The 17,375-nt window shown below is 37.5% G+C and carries 18 protein-coding genes and 1 other annotated feature; of the genes, 7 read left to right on the top strand and 11 right to left on the bottom strand.

Features of this window, described 5'->3' with window-relative positions; translation table 11 throughout:
- Window positions 1-58: 58 nt before the first annotated feature.
- A complete protein-coding gene (locus HU823_RS12835; RefSeq protein WP_197222317.1) occupies window positions 59-709 on the bottom strand; it encodes a pentapeptide repeat-containing protein in 651 nt (216 codons plus the stop codon).
- A gap of 137 nt (window positions 710-846) precedes the next feature.
- Window positions 847-1,341, bottom strand: a complete 495-nt coding sequence (locus HU823_RS12830; protein ID WP_144701762.1) for a lactoylglutathione lyase family protein — start codon at window positions 1,339-1,341, stop codon at window positions 847-849.
- 128 nt (window positions 1,342-1,469) lie between these two features.
- On the opposite strand from HU823_RS12830, the gene HU823_RS12825 reads away from it, so the two are divergent.
- On the top strand, window positions 1,470-1,799 hold the full coding sequence (locus HU823_RS12825; protein ID WP_370630086.1) for a winged helix-turn-helix transcriptional regulator: 330 nt from the start codon (window positions 1,470-1,472) through the stop codon (window positions 1,797-1,799).
- Between the two features lie 49 nt (window positions 1,800-1,848).
- Here HU823_RS12825 and HU823_RS12820 read toward each other — a convergent pair whose 3' ends face one another.
- Window positions 1,849-2,697: a DUF2785 domain-containing protein gene (locus tag HU823_RS12820; RefSeq protein WP_197222315.1), complete on the bottom strand. Its 849-nt coding sequence runs from the start codon at window positions 2,695-2,697 to the stop codon at window positions 1,849-1,851.
- Between the two features lie 180 nt (window positions 2,698-2,877).
- Between HU823_RS12820 and HU823_RS12815 the strand changes: the two genes are divergently transcribed.
- Window positions 2,878-3,399, top strand: coding sequence for a DUF6843 domain-containing protein (locus tag HU823_RS12815; protein ID WP_197222314.1), 522 nt, complete (start codon window positions 2,878-2,880; stop codon window positions 3,397-3,399).
- Between the two features lie 218 nt (window positions 3,400-3,617).
- Window positions 3,618-3,846 (top strand) — a binding site (T-box leader).
- Between the two features lie 82 nt (window positions 3,847-3,928).
- Window positions 3,929-5,296 (top strand): amino acid permease, encoded by a 1,368-nt coding sequence (locus HU823_RS12810; protein ID WP_197222313.1) that lies wholly within the window; start codon window positions 3,929-3,931, stop codon window positions 5,294-5,296.
- Between the two features lie 34 nt (window positions 5,297-5,330).
- Here HU823_RS12810 and HU823_RS12805 read toward each other — a convergent pair whose 3' ends face one another.
- The 6 genes from HU823_RS12805 to HU823_RS12780 form a co-directional block, all read right to left on the bottom strand.
- Entirely contained in the window at window positions 5,331-6,227 is an 897-nt protein-coding gene (locus tag HU823_RS12805; RefSeq protein ID WP_231607432.1) for a DMT family transporter, read from the bottom strand.
- Window positions 6,224-7,555: an opine metallophore biosynthesis dehydrogenase gene (locus HU823_RS12800; protein ID WP_197222312.1), complete on the bottom strand. Its 1,332-nt coding sequence runs from the start codon at window positions 7,553-7,555 to the stop codon at window positions 6,224-6,226. Before HU823_RS12800 ends, HU823_RS12805 begins: the two co-directional genes overlap by 4 nt.
- Window positions 7,552-8,343, bottom strand: a complete 792-nt coding sequence (locus HU823_RS12795; protein ID WP_197222311.1) for a nicotianamine synthase family protein — start codon at window positions 8,341-8,343, stop codon at window positions 7,552-7,554. The genes HU823_RS12800 and HU823_RS12795 overlap by 4 nt, the downstream gene beginning before the upstream one ends.
- A gap of 201 nt (window positions 8,344-8,544) precedes the next feature.
- Window positions 8,545-9,525 carry a class F sortase gene (locus tag HU823_RS12790; RefSeq protein ID WP_197222310.1) on the bottom strand — a complete coding sequence of 327 codons (981 nt, stop codon included), beginning with the start codon at window positions 9,523-9,525 and terminating at the stop codon, window positions 8,545-8,547.
- A gap of 64 nt (window positions 9,526-9,589) precedes the next feature.
- Window positions 9,590-10,927: a copper amine oxidase gene (locus HU823_RS12785; protein ID WP_231607431.1), complete on the bottom strand. Its 1,338-nt coding sequence runs from the start codon at window positions 10,925-10,927 to the stop codon at window positions 9,590-9,592.
- Window positions 10,928-11,101: 174 nt separating this feature from the next.
- Complete coding sequence (locus HU823_RS12780; RefSeq protein ID WP_197222309.1) at window positions 11,102-11,458, bottom strand: n-acetylglutamate synthase; 357 nt, start codon at window positions 11,456-11,458, stop codon at window positions 11,102-11,104.
- A gap of 135 nt (window positions 11,459-11,593) precedes the next feature.
- Here HU823_RS12780 and HU823_RS12775 point away from each other — a divergent pair, with 135 nt between their 5' ends.
- Window positions 11,594-12,256 (top strand): GNAT family N-acetyltransferase, encoded by a 663-nt coding sequence (locus HU823_RS12775; RefSeq protein ID WP_197222308.1) that lies wholly within the window; start codon window positions 11,594-11,596, stop codon window positions 12,254-12,256.
- A gap of 43 nt (window positions 12,257-12,299) precedes the next feature.
- On the opposite strand, the gene HU823_RS12770 is transcribed toward HU823_RS12775, so the two are convergent.
- Window positions 12,300-13,025 (bottom strand): AAA family ATPase, encoded by a 726-nt coding sequence (locus HU823_RS12770; RefSeq protein ID WP_197222307.1) that lies wholly within the window; start codon window positions 13,023-13,025, stop codon window positions 12,300-12,302.
- Window positions 13,026-13,354: 329 nt separating this feature from the next.
- Here HU823_RS12770 and HU823_RS12765 point away from each other — a divergent pair, with 329 nt between their 5' ends.
- Window positions 13,355-14,818 carry an MDR family MFS transporter gene (locus tag HU823_RS12765; protein WP_197222306.1) on the top strand — a complete coding sequence of 488 codons (1,464 nt, stop codon included), beginning with the start codon at window positions 13,355-13,357 and terminating at the stop codon, window positions 14,816-14,818.
- A 181-nt stretch (window positions 14,819-14,999) separates the two neighbouring features.
- The gene (locus tag HU823_RS12760) at window positions 15,000-15,413 is read left to right on the top strand and encodes a MarR family winged helix-turn-helix transcriptional regulator (RefSeq protein ID WP_197222305.1); all 414 of its coding nucleotides are present in this window, start codon (window positions 15,000-15,002) and stop codon (window positions 15,411-15,413) included.
- A gap of 4 nt (window positions 15,414-15,417) precedes the next feature.
- Here HU823_RS12760 and HU823_RS12755 read toward each other — a convergent pair whose 3' ends face one another.
- Window positions 15,418-16,164 carry a hypothetical protein gene (locus HU823_RS12755; protein ID WP_197222304.1) on the bottom strand — a complete coding sequence of 249 codons (747 nt, stop codon included), beginning with the start codon at window positions 16,162-16,164 and terminating at the stop codon, window positions 15,418-15,420.
- A gap of 178 nt (window positions 16,165-16,342) precedes the next feature.
- On the opposite strand from HU823_RS12755, the gene HU823_RS12750 reads away from it, so the two are divergent.
- Entirely contained in the window at window positions 16,343-17,128 is a 786-nt protein-coding gene (locus HU823_RS12750; RefSeq protein ID WP_197222303.1) for a lipase family protein, read from the top strand.
- Window positions 17,129-17,375: the final 247 nt, after the last annotated feature.

Genomic DNA, 17,375 nt, shown 5'->3' with positions numbered 1-17,375 from the left:
GTCATGCTATAGTGCCTACACTAATATTAACATAATTATCCAATTTGTGGTTGAGTAATTAATCTTCTTTTACTTGTAAGCCTAACAATGTAGAAAACACGATTGCTTGCTCTCGTGATACGGTACATCCTTTTAAACTTGTGAGGTCTACATGAATAGTATTGAATTTACATGTACTAATATCGATCCCGTTTAAGGATGTTTCTGTAAAGTCAATTTCCTCAATATTACACGATTCAAATTTTACTGCATTTAGCTTTGTTTCATAAAAGTTTGCCTGCTTGAGCGATGATTGATCGAACAAAACGGGCTTAAGATCTGTTTCTACAAACTCACTCATGTCTAACATACAGTTTTCAAACGTCACATTTCTAAGATTCGCTTTTTCAAAATCAACACCCATCAGCTTACAATCTTTAAAATGAACGCGGTACAGAATACCCTCTTTAAAATTTGTATTAGAGAGGTCACAGTTTTCAAATACAACATCTGTCATGTCTATTTTATAAAAACTCGAATGAATGAGCGTTACATTATTGAATTTCACTTTAGACAAAATCAGCTTGTCGATTTCTTCATTCTCTAAAAATGCTCCCGTGATCGAGCAATCGTGAAGATATGGATCTTCCTCTAAATACAGATCCCGAAAACGCGCTTCTTCTAAATCCCCTTGAATTTTAGGCAGATCTATTTTAAATTTCTTTGTCATTTTCTTCACTCCATTTACGTGATTATGATAAATCAAGCTTACAGAAGTAAAAATGCAAATAGTAGTCTTTTCTTTTCTTCTGAAATCTGTGCAAAGAAAAAACCGCTGAACAAAATCGTCAGCGGTTCTTAAGTTTATTAGTAAGCTCCCTGAGAATAGGTAAGCTCATAGCTATGTGTATAGATTTCAAAGATATTGCCGAATGGATCTTCTACATATACCATTTTATAAGGTTTTTCGTTCGGGTAATACTCACGAATCGGCATGCGCTGCTTGCCGCCATACGCTTTAATTTTCTCAACAATCCCTTCGATGTCAGGGTCTTGGATACAAAAGTGGAACAAACCTGTCTTCCAGTACTCGAAATTGTTTTCCGGCTTTTCGTTATGAGGAAACTCGAACAGTTCAACTCCGATCTTGTCACCTGTAGCTAGATGAGCAATTCGGAAAGTTTCCCAGTCATCACCGAATACATCACGGCACATTTGTCCGATCGGTGTATCATCATTCTCTACATCAGAAGGCTCCATGATAACGTACCACCCGAATACCTCTGTATAAAATTTTATGGCTTCTTCTAAATTTGGCACGGATAAACCAATATGAGAGAATGTTCTTGGATAGATTGGCATAATCGTATTCCTCCTTTTATTTTTGATTACAGGAATCATTATACCCAGACATACTTCGCGTATGTAAGAACGCACTTTAAAGTGACATACTATCCTTAAGGTAAGAAAGGACTGTTATGCTCATGAAGATATCAACACATGACGATGGTAAATTAAAATGCTCGATCGAATATACATTGCAAAAAATAGGCGGTAAATGGAAAACAGTTATTCTATGGCACTTAGCTGTGGATGGTACATTGCGGTACAACGAAATAAGAAGTCTGCTGCCGGGTGTGACACATAAAGTGCTTTCGCAGCAATTAAAGGAATTAGAAGAAGAAGGCTTTATTGATCGTAAATCATACAATACGGTTCCACCAAAAGTAGAGTATACATTAACTGCATTTGGAGCAACTCTATTGCCCATCTTAAAGCAGATGCATGAATGGGGAACAGTGCATGGAGATTTAGCATAATAAAAGGAGGCTCAGCGCTCTTGACCAAAAGCTGCCTCCTTTAGCTTGTTTAAATTTGTGATAAGCTTTTTCGAATTGTCTGTTGTAGTGATTTACTTAGCGAATCATCACTAACTCCTATGAAGAGACTTTTTAACAGAGACACACAGTTAGCCATAACAAACCAATACTTTTCAGATGACAATTCTTCTTTTTGCGATTTTAAAAGTCCGGGAATATCTTCTACAAATTGTTTTAAATCTTCTAATCCTACCTCTTTTTTGAGCATAGCAAGAACAGCTATAACAACGCGATCATCTTCTCCATGCAAAAATCCGGTCGGTGTTGTACAATATTTTTTCAAAAGAATTTCAACGATAGAAAAGTATTCATCCTCATCAATTTTTTCACTCTTAATCAGTTCTTCGCACGTGTCTGCCACATGAGCAATACTGTGTGCCCAACCTTTTACTGGTACATAACCCCTAACATCTTGTTCCAATTCTATGTACTTTTTGACTTCATTTTTCACTTCAGTAAGTGTCTCTTTCGGAAGAAAGTCCGCTTCCATATCTTTACTGATGATAACAGCTATCAATATCGTCGTGAAAGCTCGTGTGAACACAGAATCTGTCCCACTTTCGTCTATTCCTTTAAATAAAAGGTGCTTCACACTATAGTCTAGAAGTTTCTTTAATATCTCGTAGTCGAGCCCATCATGGATAATTAACATATAAAACGATCGGTAAACCATCTCTCGCAGATCACTATTAGGTGACCCAATATGTAGGATCATCGCATCCAAAACAACTTCCTGATCTACATCTTCCCATGTCTTCTCTTTGTTATTTATTGAAGTTAAGAGTGCTAACAATTCGTTTCCTTCCACGATTGTGTTGCTTTGGAACAATGTCGCCATTATCTTTATCCCCCATTTCTTATCTATCTTTTTCATTATACAAAAAGAAGGAATAATTAAGGTTATATTTTGGAAAAATTTGTTTAACCCGTTACAATTCTGTGGAAAGCTTGTTAGTTGTTATTGGAATTTTGGATACAATGATACAATAAAGAAAATGAATTGAAAGAGTGGATGCGATTGAAAAAATATATGTTTGTTGCGTTATCTATATTGTTTTTAGCAGGCTGTAGTTTTAATAAACAAGAGACTACGAACAATATCTTTTTGATTCCCGAAGGTTTTGAAGGCTCTATCTTTACGTTCTATAACATGCCTGACGAACCGCCGTTAAAAAAAGAAGATGATTATACGATTATTCCAGTTAAAGAAAAAACGTTGGATGTGTTAAAAGATACTGAGATCAGTCAGTATGGTGTTTCATTCACCTCAACGAAGGACATGATCTATGGAGTTGTGAATGATAAATATTATTATGTTGATAAAAACGGCAAACGAAAAGAAATCAACGACCAGTGTATCAGTCTTGGATCGAACGGTGGTTTTTCAGGCAGAAACGGTGAAGATATTAAGTATTCCGTTATTCAAGTAACTTCTTCTAGTTGTGGTCCTTCATTTAAAGAAAACGGAAGAAATGATTTTAATGCGCAAGTGAATCATGTAGGTAAATATTATTTTCAAAAGCTGGCAATAAAGAAATGATTTACGGTGCGGGGGGATTTCAAAACCTTCCTGCACCTTTTTTTTATCTATTATTCTTCACCACATGACATGTTAAAAACAGCGTGAAATAACTTCAGCAAGTGAATAAATGATACCGTTTCCATACTACCTTGTGCAGTTTCATTTAAAATTTATGTGTTGACAAGCCCAAGATACAGCCTTTATAGTAATCCATATTATTCTGAATAATCATTTTGATAAAAGCAACGAACGGGAGTAGTAAAAGTCATTTTGTAGTCTAGAGAGCTGCGGGTTGGTGGAACGCAGTCTATGAAAACTTTGAACTCGCCCTGGAGCAGCAAGACAGAAAGAACGCGTTCTCTATGTTTTGACGACTAACCTTCGTTAACAGGTTCTACAAGCAGGATTCTATGACGAATCAACAAGAGTGGTACCGCGGTCAGCCAAAGGCTTATCGTCTCTTTTCTCACAACTGAGATCAGAGATGGTAAGCCTTTTTTGTTATTTGTTTTATAGATTCTAACATCACTTAGGAGAGGTTATGAAGATGAAAAAAAGCACAGAGAACTTACAACGAACGATGACTTCTCGTCATATTATGATGATGGCTCTTGGAGGCAGTATAGGAGCTGGACTTTTTAAAGGCAGCAGTGCCGCTATTGATTCAGCAGGTCCTTCGGTTGTTCTAGCCTATTTGATCGGTGGTATCATCTTATTATTTGTAATGCAAGGTTTAGCAGAGATGGCCGTTCAAAACAGTGGTGCCAGAACGTTTCGGGACCTTGTTCAATCTGTTTTAGGAATATTCCCCGCTTATTTTCTTGATTGGATTTATTGGAAGATGTGGGTGTTAAACATTGCGGCAGAAGCTGTAGTTGCAGCAATTTTTCTTCAATATTGGTTCCCAGATACACCGATTTGGCTGTTAGCCTTTCTCGTTTCAATCACCGTTACAATCGTAAATCTGTTATCCGTTAAAATATTTGCTGAGACGGAGTATTGGTTAGCACTTATTAAGATCAGTGTGATCGTCATTTTTATTCTTTCAGGACTTTTGCTTTTGTTCGTATCGTTTGGTGGCCATGTTGCACCGAACTTCACGAACTTAACAGAGCAGGGTGGATTCTTCCCGAACGGTTCAGCCGGTCTCATGACAGCTATGTTAGTGGTGATCTATTCGTATGGTGGAACGGAGATTATCGGTGTAACCTTAGCTGAAACGAAGAATCCAGAAAAAGTAGTTCCACAAGCTGTTCGCAGTACATTAACTCGAATCATAGCCTTTTACTTGTTTCCCTTCTTTATCATCGTTGGCTTAATTCCTTGGGACAAAGTAAACGGCGTGAATGAAAGTCCTTTTGTCATGGTGTTTCAGATGATTGGAATTCCTGGTGCAGATCATGTGATGAATGGTGTGATTCTTCTTGCGATCATCTCATCCATGAACTCAGGGTTATATGGTTCATCACGTGTGTTGTATACACAAGCCGTTGATGGTCGTGTTCCTCAGATTTTCGCTCGACTTTCATCTAAAAAAGTTCCTTTTGTCGCAATTCTGCTGTGTACAGCATCTCTGTATGCAGGTGTACTAATTTCTATTTTTGCTGGCGACAAAACCTTTAACTATCTTATGGGATCACTCGGCTACACTGTATTGTTCATATGGTTGATTATTGCCTTTGCTCATTTAAAATCAAGAAAACAGAATAATGAGCTTTCCGGTTATTATGTAAGGTGGTTTCCTTATACCACTTGGATTGCGATTCTATCTTTATTTGCAATACTAATCGGAATCGTGCTTACAACTTCTGTTATTATCACTGGCGTAACATTAGGAATTTATTTGCTGATAAGCGCAACTTATATGTTTAGAAGAAAATCACTCAATACAAATCAAGAAAAGGTTGCAAGTTAACAAAAGAAAACGCTCTTAACCGAGCGTTTTCTCCTTACCTTTTTGCATGTGTATTCATCGCTACTTTATTCAATCTTAAATTATTTACCTTTGCTTCAAGTGCTCGCCTACGTGATAGGAAGATGCATGAAGCAATAATTAACATACCCCCTAGAATCGTTTGAGCATCTGGAATCTCTGACCAGAATAAAAAACCCCAAAAGGCGTTAAAGACGATTCCAATGTAACGGGTAACCTCTACAACGATAACATTTTCATGCGTGAATGCACTTGTTAAGAACAACTGTCCTACTAAAGACACAACTCCGATACAGATCAGATAAAACAGTTCTAATGGTGAAGGTATCACAAATTGGTTCCACATTAAAGGTATACTAACCAACGTTGCTGTAGCGAGAAAATAAAATACGATCTCATAAGCATGATGTCTGCTGCTTAAATAACGAATAGAAGTGGCTGCACAAGCTGCGAAAAAAGCACTTCCTACACCAATTAGCGCATACATAGAATAAGACGAGAACTCCTGTGGTTTTATCAGCAAAAACGCCCCTGCTAACACGACAGGAAGAATATAAAGAAGCGTTTTCGTTAGCTTTTCTTTTAAAAACAAACCTGCTAATATTACGGCAAAAATGGGAGACAGATGAGCCAGAATACTCGCATCTGCTAACGGAATTTTAGCGATTGTATAAAAATAGGCTAATAGATACAACGCTCCAAAGACTCCTCGAACCATAAGCATTGGTACACCCGTTTTTGAAAAGGCTACCTTTTTCTTTTTCATAATAATAAAGATGATGATTGTGCCTATCAAACTTCTAAAGAATACACTTTCTGAATAAGGGATGTTTAAACTTACTGCCTTAACGAGAGCGTTCATAATACTGAAAATAAAGGAAGACAAAATGGCGAGCCAAACACCGTTTTTCATTGTAATCGCCTCTTTCTTTCCTTCATGATGTTTGTTACTTCTTGCAAGGAAGATTTTCTTCTTGCTCCTATTAATGACTCTTTTATTCCTAACAGGGTTTCAATTTGCTTACACTCTGATTCGAAATTTTTGATGAGTCTTTTCATCTCAGGCATTGGAATTCCTGAATTCTCTGCAAGTCCATAGATCACGATCAATTTTTGATAATCTTCGAACGGTATCCTAGGGATAGACCACATTCCCTTATTTTCTTCTTCTGCTTTCTTAAAGGGAACTGCTGAGAATTCAAAATATCTTCCTTCATGATCAGGCTTTGAAAATGGGTCGATTAGAATAGAAGCATAGCGTATATAGAGCAGATACTCCTGTTTGACTTCCTCATATTCTGAAAAATTATCAATGTCCTCTCTTTGGATGCATTCTGTTGGAACGGGATAATTATCGTCATTTAAAAACTGCAATAAATTGATCGATTTTGCGCCTAGTTCATTCATTAATGTAGAAATTTCTTTCCAGAGCCGCACCATTGTTTTTATTCTTTGTGGTGTGATGGGACCTTCAGGAAACAACTTATACATATACTTCGTACCATTAGTATGAAGGCCGAATATTTCATTTAAAGTAAATCTATTTAAGAAGAAGGCAGGATGCACATATGTTGTTATATTTCTGCATTCCGCATCGAGAGGGTGATCGACGATCTCCCCATCGATATTCATTGATTTTAAAAATCTTTGCAGTGTATTTAGCGTACGGCTTTTACTGATTGATGAACCTAGGTAAATACGTTTTTTATATACTTTCGTATGAGCCTTTATAGCAGAATTATGAGATTTAGTAGCAGCAAAATATGTTGACATGCTGATCACTTCAACTGTTTCTTGTAACAGCAAATTTTTTACGAGATCGTTTGAACCGATGTTTGGAGCCAGTAGAACTATGGTTCTTACGCGCTTTAACTCTATAGTCTGAAGTGACTCTATTACGTTTGCATAGCTCGTACAGGGAGTTGCAAGAATAACCGTATCCCATTCATCAGGTAGTTGAGATACGTCATCAAAAAAACAATCTACCTTTGTTGTCAATTCTTCCTCTTTACCCTGAATAGTAAGATTGACTTCAAAATGATTTTGATTCAGTTCTCTTTTAATCCGTTCTGCACGAGCACCTGGCCGATTATACAATCCTATTCTTTCACTAAAACCAGCAGCGCAAAGCTGGACAGCTGTTTGAATGACAGCTGGTCCAACGCCTGCTATTAGGATATTCCCAAGAATTTTTGAACGTTTCGTACCCACGATTCCCTCACTTCCTTTATTTACATTCATGCATTTACCTTCTCTAAGACCATCGTGTCATAGATACCGTCTGTTCGTTTAACGCTCTGCAGTTCCCAGTCTTTCGTTAGGTTCATTTCTAACGGATAGTTAAAGATTGATTTTAATCCGTTTCCGTATCTGAGAATCACTTTTGTATGAGGCTGTAATATATCCTTTAGTTCATTCAGTACTTCCCGTTTATTTCTGACTAGAGAAGCGATTAAGACATGAGTAGTATTATGGGCAAAGTGTAAGTCGTTTCGAACAGAATTAGAAAATCTAACGTTTTCTTGTAGGCCTGTAATCAGTGAGACTTTTCTTCCCATCTCGACCGCTTCTTCATCAATATCTATACAATGAACTTCAGCATTCTTCTCACTGGCGATAGTGAGGGCAGAAATGGGAAACGCTCCAGAACCTATAAATAATACCTTAGAGTTCTCATTGATATGTAATTCATCCAATTCATGTTTCACAGTTTGAGAGAGTGTAGTTATGTATTCACTTGCATTCAATTGATGGTTACATGTACGAACACTTTGGTATTTTTCCATCTCACAAAGAGCTTGTACGGAAGCTTCCCGGAGCTTTTCAGACAGTGACAGAATATCCTTGTCTTTCCCCCATTCTTGCCATCGGTGCAGGTTTATAGGATCTGTCATAAAATGGTGAAGACTATCCAGCTTTACTTTTAATAACTCGTAACACTCATCACATTCTTTGGCAAACTTTGAAAGTTCATTGATCTCATACTCGGTGACTTTCAAAGATAGTAATAATTGAAATCTCTCTTTCACTCGTACCTCCATACAATATTTTGTAAATCGTAATTATTACGATTTGATTTTTATATACTATCATCACTCTATAAAACGAGTCAATACATATTAAATAAAGTTCCAAATTGGATACGCTTCTACTTCTTTTCTAGATTAGAAAAGAGTCAAACACAAAAAAGCACTACAAAATGTTGCAGTGCCGAAAGTTTAATAGATTTATTATTTAACCTGAGAGATATTAGAAGGTTTCGATTCTTTTCCCAAGGTATCAATCGATGTTACATAGTAATAATATTTTTCTGCATTTTGATCTGTAAAATTCTTTCTTTCGTGAGCAGAAATACTTCCCACTTGTTCGTATTCTCCGTCTTTCTTTTCACTTCTATAAATTCGGTAACCCACAATGTTATCCTTACGAACCGCATGCCAAGTCACAAAGCTTCCGTTTACTTCCACATTTTTTGGAGATTCAGGAGGTGTAACTGGTTCTTTAACTTTTTCTTGCTGTAACTCAGCAAATACAACAAGTCTTTCTTCGTGTGTTCCTTCTTCTCGATCAAAAACGCCAGAGCAAGTAATTAGGTTCAAATTTTGACCACTAGAAGTTTGAAAGATCTCATTAATTGGAGCTGAGTTTCTTTGATAGCTTTTTTGTTTTTTAACCACAAAAGTAAGTGCTGCCCCATTTTTATCCGTTACTATGATTTCATCACCCTGCTTTAGATTCTTAAGATTAAAGAAAATAGCCGGTCCCGTTTTGCTATCAACATGTCCTGCCAAAACTGAGCTACCCCTTCCACCAGGTTTCGTGCCCGGTTCGAACCAACCTACGCTATTGGTATCTTCTGGTACCCCCATTTGTCCGTTTTCTAAAATCCCTACCTGTTCAATAGATGCTTTAACATGGATTGAAGGAATTTCAATACGAACTGGGATGATACCTTTCTTTTCCGCAGATTCTCTTGCTTGAGCTTCAGTCAGCTTTTTCACTTCGGACTTCAAAAGCGTGAACTCTTTTGTTAAAGGGCTCTCATTTGTTTCAGATGCTTGTGTTGTATCTTCCAACTTGGACTTTTTAAGCTCTCCGGTTTGGGATTCCTTTTGTAACGGAGATGCTTGAGATGGAAAGATTCCATAATTGTAAGCTGCCAGGACAAAACAAAGCAGACTGCTGATGGAGAGAAAGATGATTTTTTTCATGTGAACAATGCACCTCTTTTATAAAAAAAGAAGAGAGGTTTCCCCCTCTTCTTATGTGGTTTTATTATTGGTTCGTAGACTTTCTTCTGAATATGAACAGTGCTGAGACTGCTAATAGTGATCCTAGACCAGTTAAAGCAATCGCAGAAGTAGATGTAGAATCACTTGCTCCACCGAATCCTGTTTTCGGCATATCTGATGGCATTTCACTTCCTGCAAACTTGTCTGGCATTTGAGTTACAATCGCGCCACCCAATGCTTGACCTACACCAAACATATATTTGTATCCTTCACGGAATGAAGCGTATGATGCATCATAATCTCCTGCAACGTATTGATCAAATGTTTGTCTCACTAAGTCTTCATGTGCTTTAATTGCTTTTTCAGCATCAGCAGCTGGCATGTTTTCAGCCGTTGCTGCTCCTAAGAATGCTCCGAAATCCATCGCAAACTGATCAAGTTTTGCTTTTGCTTCTTTCGCTTTTGCTTCGTCACCTTCTAGTGTTGCTGCAACGATTTCAGATTGTGCATTAATGTGGTTTCCTTGCCATACTTTTTCAAACTGAGCGGCTCCTTCTTCACCATAGATTGAAGCGATAGCTGCTTTGAAATCAGCCGTATGAGCATCTTCAGCCCAGCTTACAAAATCATAGTCTTCTTTCTGATCAAATCCTTTTTGCATACCTGTTGCAGCTAGTGCAAAGTGTTCTGCAGCTAAGCTGTTTAATGCCGAACGAAGATCTGCTGCAGGAGTATCGGATTTCGTATTCTCAAATTTTTCAGGCATCTGTGTAGTGATTGCTCCTGATAAAGCATCACTGATTACGTACATGTGTTTATAACCTTCACGGAACGTTTCGTTTGCTTCTTTATAATCGCCTTCTACATAATTATCAAACACTTCTAATACTTGAGCTTCGTGCACTTTTACTGCTTCTGTGGCAGCTTCTTTTGGAAGTTTACCTTCTGTTGCTGTACTTAAGAACGTGGAGAATTCTTCAACGAATTCTGCTACTTCTTTTTCAGCATCTGCTCGAGCATTTTTATCTTTTTCCTTCGCTGCATTTACAAGATCATCTGTGTAGTTGTTGTGTTCTCTAAAGATTCTCTCGAATTCAGCTGCACCTTCTTCACCATATACAGATGCAATTGCAGGTGTCATATCTAGAGCGTTCTGATCTAGAGCTTTGTTTGCAGCTTCAGCATCTTTCGCTCCATCATATGATTTAGTCATAGCTGTCACGGCTAAGACAAAGTGTTCAGATAATAGATAATCTAAGTCAGCTCTTAACTGAGAAGCTGGTGTGTTCACCGTTGGTTTCTCAGCTGCTTGTACATTTCCAGCAGTAGGAATCAGTAAGGATACGATTAATGCGGGTACGATTAATTTTTTCAAATTCATTATGAGTTCTCTCCCTTGTGTCTAGAAATTTTTGAAGTTAGCTAACTTTCTTATCTAGATAACGGGAGGTTTTTCAGTTTGGATCACTTTTTTCAACTTTTATTTATGACTTTCTAGTTTTGTTACGAAAGTTAGAATGTAATAATACTTAAAAAACCCTATTAAAACGGGATTTCAAGAACATATAACAGGCAATTTTTTTACTTCTTCAATTATGGATTCACCAGAGCTCCCCTCAGCCCACCTCCATTTTTCATACAATCTAATCCTTCCATCACTTAAAATCTCAGGTTGAGAAACACATGCCCCACCCCTTATTTCATCAGAAGTGTTCACATGATTGTATCTGAAGTTCAAGCTGCCATCTTCATTACATATTCCGATTAACGTGCCTTTTAAGATTTCTCCACCCCCGTAGGACGCAGTCACGATGTTTCCCTCTTGTTGGTAGTGAAACGTTGTTTGTGAGGATACTTCACCGTTTGAAGAGTTTTGAACAGACACGAATACTTTTCCGTCATAATTAACCATCTTTCAACCACCTTTTTAGAATATTCACATAACTTAACATAGAACTTAGTTTTTTCCCAGTAAATGATATTCATTTGAGTGATGCTTGACTAGCAGACATATTGCTGGATTTCATCATTGGAGGGAGTTTACTTCATGTATGATCACTTAAAAAAACTGCAAAAAAAACACCTCAAAAAAGCAAGTGAAGTCTTAACGAATTCGTTTATTGATAATCCGATGTTTGTGTACTTTTTTCCTATTCCGAATAAAAGAAGAAAGATTTTACGTTCCGTCTTCCCTATGGTCCTTCGAATCCTGCAATCTAACGGCTCGTTGTATGTAACGTCTGATCATGTAGAGGGACTCTTTTGTGTATCTCAGCACGGAGAGAAAACAAAAAAAGGAAAATTAATACTTGCTGCTCTATCATGCGCATTTCGTCTGCCCGGTGTTTTCATACAATTATCTATGGTAGATTTTTTGAGAAAAGCGAGTCGTTTACAACCATCCAACAGCAAACTTAACTATTATAAAAAAAACTATGAAAACTTTCTGTTGGTCGATTCAGTATGCGTAGACCCACTCCACCGACATCAAGGTCACATGACGACTATGATGAGGGCTGCTGTTGCAGAAACCAACCAGAAAAGAACCTTTTGTTTGCTTCAAACAGAAACACTGCAAAATGTGAGAATCTATAAGCACTTAGGCTTTTCACTCGTTGAAGAGATTACAAGTGAACAAATCCCCTTCTCTACTTTTGTAATGATTTATGATCCATTTGGATTAACGACAAATAGAGAACTAGATACATAAATGCTAGTTCTCCTTGCTTCATTGCTATCTTTTTTTAAATCAATTAATCATCGTCTTTAAGAAGCTCTTTCATCATCTTCTCTCTATTATTTAAAAAGTACTTGGTTACTTGAAAATGATCTGTAGATTCATAATCTATGGGAGATATCTTTCCATGATCGAAACTTAGTATATCCGCATTGGGATAACCTAATAAGATCGGAGAATGAGTTGCAATAATAAACTGCGTATCACCTTGAGTTGTTAGATCATGAATAATCTTCAAGAAAGTGAGTTGTCTTGAAGGTGAAAGAGCCGCCTCAGGTTCATCTAGTAAATAGATCGCTTTCCCTTTAAAACGGTTCAAAAAAAGAGACAGAAAGGATTCACCATGAGATTGTTTGTGAAGAGACCGCCCTCCATAATCACGGAATCCTGTATTGTCTACTTCTTCAAGATGAGTGGCAAAGCTGTAGAACGATTCTGCGCGTAAAAAGAACCCGTTCGATACTTTAGGCAACCACGAAAGCCGAATATAATTTCCTAGCTCTGATTCTGAAGCGTACACGTCATACATATTGTTGCGACCACCGCCAGCTGTATGAAAGTCACACTTGTCCGCGATCCCTTCTAACAGAGTCGATTTCCCTGTTCCATTCTCGCCCACAAAAAAAGTCACGTTCTTTTCGAGATGTATCTCATCCAATTTGCTGATTGCAGGAATAGAGAATGGATATTCTTTAAACGATTTAATTTCATCACGCAACAGCTTAATTCTTTTTAAAAACATTAGCATCACCTATTAAAAAGTATAACAAATGAGAGCAGCCGTTCACCGTCTTCAGTCATAATTCGTCCCGATTTATACTCGTTATCTGTTATCTGTCCAATGTCTGAAATAATCTGTCCGATCTAAATAGAAATCTGTCCAAACTTGGGAATAATCTGTCCAATTACAGCTCCGTGCCTACTCCATCCCCTTCCAGCAATACCTCAAGATAGCTAATCCTCCAATGAAGTGATAAACTAATTTCTTGGTTGACCTCTTTTTTTATTATTCATTTAATGAAGTGAACTACTTATGATTTTGGCATTCTTTTAATGCCAAGGAGGACATATATGAGAAAACAAATTATGACTGCTTTATTGCTCGTTACTGTTCTGGCTGCGATGGAAGGTACCATTGTAAGTACGGCTATTCCGCGTATCACGAGCGATCTTTCCGGCATAGAACTTGTAAGTTGGGTATATGCGGTATATATGCTGGCCACTGCGGTATCGACACCAATATACGGAAAGCTAGCAGATCTATTCGGCCGAAAAAAGGTCATTCTTGCAGGGATTATTCTATTTTTGATCGGATCTGCTTTATGCGGTATTGCCATGTCCATGGAACAACTCATTTTCTATCGAGCGATCCAAGGTCTTGGTGCTGGTGCAGTTATGCCGATAACGATGACCATCATCGGGGATCTGTATGCTGAAGCTAAAGAAAGAGCCAAAGCACAAGGTTGGATTTCAGCTGTGTGGGGAGTTGCTGGTGTTTTAGGACCATTAGCAGGCGGATTTCTTGTTGATACACTGTCTTGGCGATATATCTTCCTCTTAAATATACCGTTCGGCCTTCTTGCTTTCTTCATACTCGCAGCGAATTACAAAGAAAATCTTACAAAAGGAAAGCCTTATATTGATTATTGGGGGGCTGTTACGTTTTCTCTAGGTACGATCGCCTTTCTTTATGCGCTTTTAACAGGAAGCCAAACACAAGATTGGAGCAACCCTATCCTTATTGGGCTATTTTTAACTGCAATCCTGCTTTATGGGCTATTTGTTTATATCGAAAAAAGATCACCGGAACCACTTATTCCCCTTAACCTTTTCACCAATAGAAGGGTGTTAATCGTCAATTCACTCACGTTAATCTCTGGTGCTGTTGTTATCTGTATCACGATTTACTTGCCGATCTGGAGCCAGGGTGTTATGGGAAAAACGGCGACACAAGCTGGTTTTGTTCTCATGCCCCTTCCTGTGATGTGGACAATAGGTTCACTCGTTGCTGGGAATTTAGTAGGACGCTTAAAGGACAATTGGATTATTACTCTTGGTATTAGCGTCGTAAGTACAGCTTCCTTGATGTTCTATCTGTTAGATGCTCATTCTCCAACTTACTTAATCTATGTTGCATCGGGTGTTCTAGGGCTTGGCATGGGGCTTATCACACCTATTTACATGCTTATTATCCAAGCATCTGTACCATCTAATAAACGCGGAGTAGCTGTAGCATCCAATACGTTCACAAACACATTCAGTCAAACACTCGGATCTGCTGTGTTTGGTACAATATTTAACCTAATCACGATCTCTAAGGCTGAAAAATCAGGACAAGATCTTGATCTTAATGCTTCTTTTGAACATGGTGGTGAACTCCCTACTAGCCAATTGGGTCAGCTTCAAGAGATTATAGCTTCTGGGGTTCATGCTATTTATGGCGTGACTCTACTATTAACCATTATCGGGATTGGTATCTCCTTTCTCCTTTTAAAAGACAGAAATGAAGACATTGAGTCATCAAAGGTACACTAATTAACCACTGCATAAAACGTTCATCCATTTATTTCAAATTGAACAACACTTACACCTGTGTTACAGTAGGCACATAAGTTAACATTGTTAAGGATTAAAGATATATCATACAACTTTTATGAGACGGCACTTAATAAGAAGTGTCGTCTTTTCATTTACTCTAATACTTAGGAGAATGATAATGGCTAACAACGACAACTATGAGATAGATGAATTGGTCAAATATGTCAAAAATTTTAAAGACTCATTTCTTCATGATGAAAAACTAAATTATCTTCAGATCGAAACGATGATCTATCTGCTTGAAAATCATACACAAACCGTTACAGAACTAGCTGAAAAAATAGATACTACCCCAGCTTCAACGTCTACCATAATTGATCGGCTTGCAAAAAAAGAGATGGTCGATCGGCAATATACAGAATCCGATCGAAGAAAAGTTTATGTAACCTTAACAGAGACCGGTTCACGAGAGATTAACAGGTTATTGATCAAGAAAAACGAGATTATTTCCTCTTCTCTATCGCCGTTAACATCAAAAGAAAAGCTAATCTTTGCAAAACTAAACGATCTTTTTCAAAAGATTAACGACTAATTTTTCAGACCAGCATCATGAGGATTGAAAAACCTGCTAATCCAGTGATGAACGATATATAGCTGCTTTCCTGATCATCTGGAAGTTCTTCTTTTAGAACGTTTAATATGATACCTCCAGCTAACAAAGCAACTAGTATAGATACGATCAGTTCATGCAAGACCGTGATAGCTCCGATACCCCAACCAATTATTATTGCGGCTGTCAGTAACGCTCTTCCATACTTGTCATATTTTTGTTTGTGATCCTTCCTAAGACCATGGTCATTAGCGACAAAGTGAATGCTCAGTGCCAAAAAGAAGAAGAACATTCCCCATTTTGTCTCATACTCTTCTCGAATGAGCAAATAACCAATAACAGCATTGTAAAGAAAGAATGATGCCATATGAACCCAGAAGACACCTGAAGAAACAGGTACCTCTTCTGAGTTTGACTGTGCTCCTTGTTTCTTTTTGGAATTCTTGACTAGCCGCTCAAGTCCATAAAAAAGGGCAAGACCGAGCATGGCAATTAAATAGATATGATCTTCCACATAGTGACCAATACCGTGGTTAAGTCGTTCTCCTACCTTTTGTTGATAGTGACCTAAATCAGGAAGAAGATGCAAAAAAACATAAGAAACAGCTACCCCTCCAGCAAAAGATAAAAACTTATTTCGAAGGGAATCATTAACAAAACTTAAGTACTTTGAACTCAAATGAACGAGAGCGAATCCGATTACAAATAGGAAACTCAGCACTGTTTTTGTCATCTCGAAACTCCTCTCTATTGATGATATACATTCAATTAGTATGTATCCATTTCCCTTTTCAATAAACAATACTATCTACATATTAGAAAATAGTTAAATCTCTCAGTGTACACGTCTATACTTGTCCACAACTTCTTTCATATACTATTAAATCGGATGAGTGAAGGATGTGATAGATATGGAAAAAACAAAAGAATTATTTATGTTCGACGCACAAATGGCTCTTTTCCTGGCAGTGATGTCTTACAAAGCTTATATCGTTCACGATCTTTGTACGATTGAATTACCAAAGGATTACGAGATGAAACGAGAGATTATTACCGATTCAGGTGAAACATTTGGATTTATTGCTGAGTCAGAGGATTCCTTAGTTGTTGCTTTTCGGGGAACGAAGACCATGGATAATGTAAGTTCATATCTGGATGTTTCTCAGATTCCTTATACCTATGTGATGAATAGTGGTTTAACCCACCGTGGAATCACTAAAATTTACAGTACATTTCGTGATTCTCTTCTAGAAGATATCAACCAGCACTATTCAGCTGATAAGAAGCTTCTTGTAACAGGTCATAGCCTTGGCGGAAGTCTAGCTGCTTTGTTTACGTTAGATGCAGCCGTTAACACAAACTTTCAGAATCCCATTCTCTATAGTTTTGCGAGTTTACCAATCGCTGATGAGAATTTCACGAAAAAGTTTTATGAAGAAGTAAAAAACAGCATTCGTGTTGTCAATGTACACGATGCCATCTCAAATTGTATGACTCCTCTCTTTTTTAAGAATAAACCTCTTTTAAACCTCCCGATCGGACAAGAATACAGACTTAATTTTAAGAACAGGCGATATATCCAAAACCATAGAATTCTCTGTTATATCCACTTCTTAAGCAAGCAATATCCCATTGAATACAAAGAACTTTACAACAAGCATCCAGGTTTTTTTCCTGATACCTCTTTATGTGAATGATTGATTCTATCCGTTTAACACGTGTTAAATGGGTATATTTTTATGTATGAAGATTTCTTATCCAATTTATTTATATACCCATTCTTTCTTCAATGAAACGCAACTGATCACGAGTTAGTCATTTGGTAACATGAATTGTCATAATCCCCTACTTTCGTGGTGTAAGTCCACCTGAAAAAAATAGAGAATGCGCTTCATGTCTAATTCATCCTTTATTGATAATATATAGAAATCATGAAGGGAAGGG

The organism is Fictibacillus sp. 18YEL24 (assembly GCF_015903855.1).
GTDB lineage: Bacteria > Bacillota > Bacilli > Bacillales > Fictibacillaceae > Fictibacillus > Fictibacillus phosphorivorans_C.
Note: the sequence above shows the minus strand (reverse complement) of the source record. Positions and strands in the feature narration are given on the sequence as shown.